Source organism: Acrocarpospora phusangensis, assembly GCF_016862995.1.
GTDB lineage: Bacteria > Actinomycetota > Actinomycetes > Streptosporangiales > Streptosporangiaceae > Acrocarpospora > Acrocarpospora phusangensis.
Genome location: NZ_BOOA01000030.1, coordinates 91,201 through 97,927 on the forward strand (window position 1 = coordinate 91,201; position 6,727 = coordinate 97,927).

A 6,727-nucleotide genomic window follows, 5' to 3' on the forward strand; every position below is an offset into this window, starting at 1 on the left:
CGGAACCGCCCGGCGTTTCACCGGATCAGATCGGGACGAGTTCGCGCAGCCGGGCGGGTGTCAGGTTCTCCTTGCGGATGTAGCCGGTGGCGCCGCAGGTGTGCGCGTCCGGGGGGAGGTCCTCCGCGGCGTACGTGGAGACCAGGACGACGGTGGTGTCCGGGTGGCTGGCGAGGATGCGGCGGGTGGCCTCGATGCCGTTGATGCCGGGCAGGTTGATGTCCATCAGGATCACGGTGGGGCGGGTGCGGGCCACTTCGGCGAGGGCCTCCTCGCCGGAGACGGCTTCGGCGATCACCCGCCACCCGGCGACCAGGGCGATGAGTCGGCGTGCGGCTGCTCGAAACGGTCCCTGGTCGTCGACTATCAGTACGTTCACGCGTACTTCGACGGGCCCCATGCTGTCCAGCCTGCCCCATCGGGCACACGCCGGTGAGGGTGTTACCCCCCCTGTTCGGCGAGGTAGAGCAGCACGGCGAGGACGCGGCGGTTGACCTCGGGGGTGGATTCCAGGCCGAGTTTGGCGAACAGCACGCTGATGTGCTTCTCCACCGATTTCTCGCTGAGGTAGAGGGTCTCCCCCACGGCGGCGTTGCTCTTGCCCTGGGCGATCTGGGCGAGCACGTCCCGTTCGCGGGGGGTGAGCGCGGCCAGCGGGGAGGCGCGGCGTTTGAGCGAGTCGGCCAGGATGCCCTCGACCACGACGGGGTCGATGATCGAGCCGCCCCTGGCGACCGCGCGGACGGCCTCGACCAGCTGCCCGGGTTCGCCGACGCGTTCCTTCAGCAGGTACGCCCGGCCCGCGCTGCCGGCCGCGAGCAGCATGGTGGCGTAGGACGGCTCGGCGTACTGGGAGAGGACCACGACGCCGACGCCCGGCCGGGTGGCGCGGAGCTTGGTGGCGGCCTGGATGCCCTCGTCGGTGGAGGTGGGGGGCATGCGCACGTCGGTGACGACCACGTCGGGCTGGTGGGTGTCCACGGCGGCGAGGAGTTCGGGCAGGTCGGCGCAGGCGGCCACCACCTGTAACTCCGGATCGCGGGAGAGCACGCGCTGCACACCCTCCCGGATGAGCAGCGAGTCCTCCGCGATCACTACCCGCAATGTCACGCGCGGCAGCTTACACCGGGCCGCCCGGCGCGAGTTCGGCGGCGACGGCCGCGGCGAAAGCGTCCACGTCGGCCGCGGTGATGTCGTACGCGCACATCCACCGGACCTCGCCGGTGTCGGCGTTCCAGGTGTAGAAGCGGTAGCGCTCGCGCAGCCGGTCCGCGGCGGCGGGGTCCAGCTGGGCGAAGACGGCGTTGGCCTGCACGGCCCTGGTGACCGTGACGCCGTCGATGCCGCGCACGGCCGCCGCCAGCCGCTGGGCCATCGCGTTGGCCTGCCGCGCGTTGCGCAGCCACAGGTCGCCGGCGAGCAGGGCCTCGAACTGCACGGACACGAAGCGCATCTTGGAGGCCAGCTGCATGCTGGTCTTGCGCAGGTACGGCAGCCCGCTCGCCGCGTCCGGGTTGAGCACCACCACGGCCTCGCCCAGCAGCAGGCCGATCTTGGTGCCGCCGAAGGAGATCACGTCCACGCCCGCGTCCGTGGTGAGCGCCCGGAGCGGCACGTCGAGGGCGGCGGCGGCGTTGGCGAGGCGGGCGCCGTCCAGGTGCACGAGCAGGCCGAGCCGGTGCGCGTGCTCGCAGACGGCCTTGATCTCGTCGGGGGTGTAGAGGGTGCCGAGTTCGGTGGCGTTGGAGATGGAGACGACCTTGGGCTGGGCCCGGTGCACGTCGCCGAAGCCCCACGCCTGCCGGTCGATCAGGCCGGGCGTGAGCTTGCCGTCGGGTGTGGGCACGGGCAGCAGCTTCAGCCCGGCGACCATCTCGGGCGCGCCGCCCTCGTCGGTGTTGATGTGGGCGCTCTCGGCGCAGACGACGGCCTCCCAGGGCGCGCACATGGCGCGCAGCGAGACCACGTTGGCGGCCGTGCCGTTGAAGACCGGGAAGGCCTCGGCCCGCTCGCCGAAGTGCCGCTGGAAGATCCCCTGGAGCGCCTCGGTGTAGACGTCGTCGCCGTAGGAGATCTGGTGGCCGCCGTTGGCGAGCGCGATGGCCTCCATGACCTCCGGGTGCACCCCGGCGTAGTTGTCGCTGGCGAAGCTGGTCACGGCCGGGTCGTGCCGCCGGATCGCTTGGGTTGCCACGTGTGTCATCCCCGTAGAAAGTCAGATCGTCAGAGCGTCAGGCCGTCAGATCGACGCGGCTGCCGTTGACCTCGGCGGCCGGCCGGTCCCAGAGGCCGGAGATCGCGGCGGCGAGGTCGGCCACGTCGGTGAAGCCGGGGAACTCCTTGCCGGGGCTGGCGGCCCGCATGCCGTCGTGCACGAGCGCCGTCACGACCAGGATCGCGGCGGCCGCGGAGGAGCCCTCCAGCGCGTGGGCGAAGGCCCGCGTCCACGCCTCGGCGGCGGCCTTGGCGGTGGCGTAGGCGGCGTTGCCCTGGGTGGGCCGCTCGGCGGCCTTGGCGGACACGATCGCGAACCGGCCGTCGCCGGAGGCCCGCAGCAGCGGCTCGAAGGCCAGCGTGACGTGCTGGAGGGTCCGGATCAGCAGGTCGTGCAGGAACGCCCAGTCGTCCAGGGACGTCTCGGCGAAGCTCGGCGACCCGCGCCAGCCGCCGACCAGGTGGATGACGCCGTCCACCCGCCCGTGCTCGGCCTTGACCCGCTCGGCCAGCCCCAGGACGGCCTCCTGGTCCAGCAGGTCCACCGCCAGCGACCCGTGGGCGCCGGACTTGTCCACGCCGATGACGGTGTCGCCGAGTTCGGCGAACCGGCGGACGACGGCCTGCCCGGCCGGACCGCCCGCTCCGGCGATGAGAATGACCCGCGACATCAGCGCACACCCTTCGTGGATTCGACGACATCGGTGAGCTTACGGCGCAGAGCCTCGTAGAACATGCTCAGCGGGAACTCATCGGGCAGCACGGCGTCCACCATGGCCTTCTGCTCCTCGGGCAGGTCGCGCGCGGCCCACTTGGAGGCCGGGTGCGGCGCCACGTACGCGGCGACCAGGTCGTGCGCGGCCAGCCAGTGGGCCAGCTTGGACCTGTCGATGCCGTCCCGGTACAGCTTCTCGACCTCGCCGCGCAGGTCGGCCACGCCCCCGGCGACCCTGGGCCAGTCGATGGAGAGCCGGTTGTCGGTCCAGCGCACGATGTCGTTGCGGTGCAGGTACGCGAAGAGCAGCTGCCCGCCCAGGCCGTCGTAGTTGCGCACCCGGTTGCCCGTGATCGGGAACCGGAACAGCCGGTCGAACAGGATCGCGTACTGCACGTACCGGGCCTGCGGCACGCCCTCCGCCTCCAGCCGTACGGCCTCGCCGAAGGCGGTCAGGTCGCAGCGCAGCTCCTCCAGCGAGTACAGCCAGTACGGCATGCGCTGCTTGATCATGAAGGGGTCGAACGGGAGGTCCCCGTGCGAGTGGGTCCGGTCGTGGATCAGGTCCCACAGCACGAACGCGTCCTGGGCGAGGTCCCGGGAGGCGATCAGCCGGGCCGCGTCGGCGGGCAGGGCCAGCTTCAGCGTCTGGGCGGCGGCGGTGGTGACGGCCCGGAACCGGGCGGCCTCGCGGTCGCAGAAGATGCCGCCCCAGGTGAACGCGGCGGGGGTGGCGCGCACGGCCACCGTCTCGGGGAACAGCACGGCCGAGTTGGTGTCGTAGCCCGAGGTGAAGTCCACGAACGTGATCGGCACGAACATCGGGTTGTCGTACCGCCCGGCCTCGACCTCGGCCAGCCAGTCCGGCCAGACCGTCTTGATCCAGACGGCCTCCAGGTTGCGGTCCGGGTTGCCGTTCTGGGTGTACATCGGGAACACCACCAGGTGCTCCAGGCCGTCCACGCGCTGGGCGTCGGGGTGGAAGGCGTCCAGGGAGTCCAGGAAGTCGGGCGTCTCCAGGCCGCCGTCCGCCCATTTCCGCAGGTCGGCGACGACGGCCTCCAGGTAGGCGGCGTCGTGCGGGAAACGCGGCGCGAGCCGTACGACGTGGTCGGCGATCTCGGAGACCAGGGCGAGCGCCCGGCTCTTGTCGCCGGGGACCGAGCCGTCCTTGGCCTGGAGCGGGCGCAGTTCCTCGACGGCGGCCTTCAGTTCGGCGAACTCCTCGGGCAGGTCGGCGGCCCCGCGCTCGGCGGAGGGGGTGCGCGCGGCCCAGGTGACCAGGTTGCCCCAGAGCCTGGCGTGGTCGAAGTCGGCGATGGAGTCGTCGCCGAACAGGTCGGAGTCGGCCAGCACCACGACCCGCCCCGCCCCGTACGGCAGGGCCAGCGCCAGCGGCTCCCCCGCCGGGTCGGCGTCGGCCGAGGTACGGAAGAGCGCGTGCCCCTTCCCGGTCAGCACCCCGGCGCGGTAGAAGCACGCCTGGCCGGCCCCGGCGAGCAGGTCGGTCCCGTCCACGTGGCCGTCGCCGGGCACCCCGAGCACCCAGGCGGCCACCCTGTTGTGGCTGTGGCGCGGGTCCTGGACGGTCACGTGGGTGATGCCGACGCCGAACCTGGCCAGCAGGTCGGCGAGGTTGCTGCCGTACTTGTCCTGCTCGCACTCGGCGAGCACGATCAGGCCGCCGCCGGCGCGCACGTACTCCTCGATGGCGTCGAGTTCCTCGACGGGGAAGACCGGGCTGCCGAGGCCGGTGGTGCGCTCCCAGTGGTCCCCCGACGGGTGCGCGATCACGAACACGTCCTGGGCGGCCAGCAGCGAGGTGGTCAGCGGGCCTTCGGTGAACGCCGCGACCTGGTGCCCCAGCCCGCGGAGGATGTCCGCGGCCCGGCTGTACCCGTTGTCGTCGGGATGGCCGGGGTTCATGGCCTCCGCCCGTTCCCGCCGGATCGTCCACGCCTCGCTGTGCGCCTCGTCGAACAACACCCGAGGGAACGCAGTCATGAAATATCTCCCGTCAGATACGCCATACAGCGAAAAATATACACAAGAACATCGCTATCGCTACAAGTCGCTCTTGCGGCGGATACCCAATCACCCGTATGGCGGACGTACCCGCCCGGGCACTCCCCGTAGCGTCCGCCGCGACAGACACACCCGAGGGGGAAAGATGTTCAAACTCAACGACTCGGTCAGATTCCGCAGGTCCGTCACCGGGCTCCTGCTGATCGTGGCCCCGTTACTCCAGCTGATCGCGATCCTGGTGGACCCGGGCACCTGGGGCGACGACCGGGAGTCGGTCAGCTTCGGCGACAACCCGGCGCTGGCGCAGACCCAGTCCGCGCTCTACCACTGGTCCTGGATCCTGCTCCCGATCGCCATCCTGGGCGTGCTGCACGTCGCCCGCAGGCGCGGCGTGGTGCTCGCCCACATCGGCGGCGGGCTGGCCGTGGTCGGCTTCATGGCCCTGTCCGCCATGCTGATGGTCGACCCGGTGGAGTGGTACCTGGGACAGCACAACACCCCGGAGCAGGCCGCGGTGATCTTCGACGAGATGTACGACCTGCCCGGCGTCGTCTTCGCCTTCCAGATGCCGTGGATCTTCTTCGGCCCGATCGGCGCCGGCCTGGTGGCCTTCGCGCTGCGCCGCGCCGGATTCGCCCCGTGGTGGGTGGTGGGCGCCATCCTGCTCGGCTGGTGGGTCGGCTTCCTGATCCCGTACAGCCCGGTCCTGATCCCGTTCTGGGCAGCACCCGTGGCCGGCTTCGGCTACCTCGGCGTCAAGATCCTGCGCATGTCCGACGCCGAGTGGATCTCGTACTACCCCAGCGCCGCGCCGGGCGTCACCACACCCGACTCGTACGCGAACACCACCGCCTGAGCCCGGTCGCGCAGGCTCAGCTTCATGAGCACCCGGGCGACGTGGGTCTTGACCGTGGCCTCACCGACGAAGAGCTCCCCCGCGATCTCGGCGTTGGTGAGGCCGCGCGCCAGCATGCGCAGCACCTCCAGCTCGCGCGGGGTCAGCTCGGCCAGCTGCGGCGGGCGGACCGGGTCGTGCCGCCCGGCGAAGGACGCGATCACGCGGGTGGTCACGGCCGGGTCGAGCAGGCCGTCCCCGCCCGCCACCACCCGGATGGCCTCCACCAGCTGCTCCGGCGGGGAGACCTTGAGCAGGAAGCCGCTGGTCCCGGCGCGCAGCGCCGCGTACAGGTTCTCGTCGGTGTCGAAGGTGGTGAGCATGATGATCTTCGGCGGGTGCGGGGAGTCCAGCAGCTGGCGGGCCGCCGACAGGCCGTCCAGGCGGGGCATGGAGATGTCCATCAGCACGATGTCCGGCCGGACCCGGCGGGCCAGCGCGACGGCCTCCACGCCGTCGCCCGCCTCGCCCACCACCTCCATGCCGGGCTCGCTCTCCACCACCATGCGCAGGCCGGCGCGGATCATCGCCTGGTCGTCGGCGAGCACGATCCTGATGCTCATACCAGGACCACTCCCTGCGAGGTCGGCAGGACCGCGCGGACCCGGAAGCCGCCCTCCGGCAGCGGACCCGCGTCCAGGGTGCCGCCGAACAGCTCGGCCCGCTCGCGCATGCCGATCAGGCCGTGGCCGGTGGTCAGCTCGGAGCCGGCGCCCCTGCCGTTGTCGCTCACCTCGATGGTGACCGAGAGCGGGTGGTAGGCGATCCTGATCCGCACGTCGGCCTCGCCGGCGTACTTGACCGCGTTGGTGAGGGACTCCTGGACGATGCGGTAGGCGGACAGGTCCAGGCCGGGCGCGAGCCGTACCGGCTCCCCC

Annotated in this window: 8 protein-coding genes; 1 reads left to right on the forward strand and 7 read right to left on the reverse strand. The window is 71.5% G+C overall.

The genetic code is table 11. The features are described 5' to 3' along the window. Positions 1-25: 25 nt before the first annotated feature. The 5 genes from Aph01nite_RS19390 to Aph01nite_RS19410 are packed head-to-tail and all read right to left on the reverse strand — an operon-like array spanning position 26 to position 4,933. Positions 26-400, reverse strand: coding sequence for a response regulator (locus Aph01nite_RS19390; protein ID WP_204042323.1), 375 nt, complete (start codon positions 398-400; stop codon positions 26-28). Positions 401-441: 41 nt separating this feature from the next. Further along, positions 442-1,110: a response regulator transcription factor gene (locus Aph01nite_RS19395; protein ID WP_373872308.1), complete on the reverse strand. Its 669-nt coding sequence runs from the start codon at positions 1,108-1,110 to the stop codon at positions 442-444. Between the two features lie 10 nt (positions 1,111-1,120). After that, positions 1,121-2,203, reverse strand: a complete 1,083-nt coding sequence (locus Aph01nite_RS19400; protein ID WP_204042324.1) for a threonine aldolase family protein — start codon at positions 2,201-2,203, stop codon at positions 1,121-1,123. Positions 2,204-2,231: 28 nt separating this feature from the next. Beyond that, positions 2,232-2,885, reverse strand: coding sequence for an SDR family NAD(P)-dependent oxidoreductase (locus tag Aph01nite_RS19405; RefSeq protein ID WP_204042325.1), 654 nt, complete (start codon positions 2,883-2,885; stop codon positions 2,232-2,234). Continuing rightward, positions 2,885-4,933, reverse strand: coding sequence for a DUF6421 family protein (locus Aph01nite_RS19410; RefSeq protein ID WP_204042326.1), 2,049 nt, complete (start codon positions 4,931-4,933; stop codon positions 2,885-2,887). The genes Aph01nite_RS19405 and Aph01nite_RS19410 overlap by 1 nt, the downstream gene beginning before the upstream one ends. A 166-nt stretch (positions 4,934-5,099) precedes the next feature. Here Aph01nite_RS19410 and Aph01nite_RS19415 point away from each other — a divergent pair, with 166 nt between their 5' ends. Beyond that, positions 5,100-5,810, forward strand: a complete 711-nt coding sequence (locus Aph01nite_RS19415; protein ID WP_204042327.1) for a hypothetical protein — start codon at positions 5,100-5,102, stop codon at positions 5,808-5,810. Here Aph01nite_RS19415 and Aph01nite_RS19420 read toward each other — a convergent pair. Next, positions 5,750-6,412 carry a response regulator gene (locus tag Aph01nite_RS19420; RefSeq protein ID WP_204042328.1) on the reverse strand — a complete coding sequence of 221 codons (663 nt, stop codon included), beginning with the start codon at positions 6,410-6,412 and terminating at the stop codon, positions 5,750-5,752. The genes Aph01nite_RS19415 and Aph01nite_RS19420 overlap by 61 nt on opposite strands. After that, positions 6,409-6,727: sensor histidine kinase (locus Aph01nite_RS19425; protein ID WP_239161813.1), on the reverse strand; the 319-nt coding region annotated here is incomplete at its 5' end. The genes Aph01nite_RS19420 and Aph01nite_RS19425, both read right to left, overlap by 4 nt.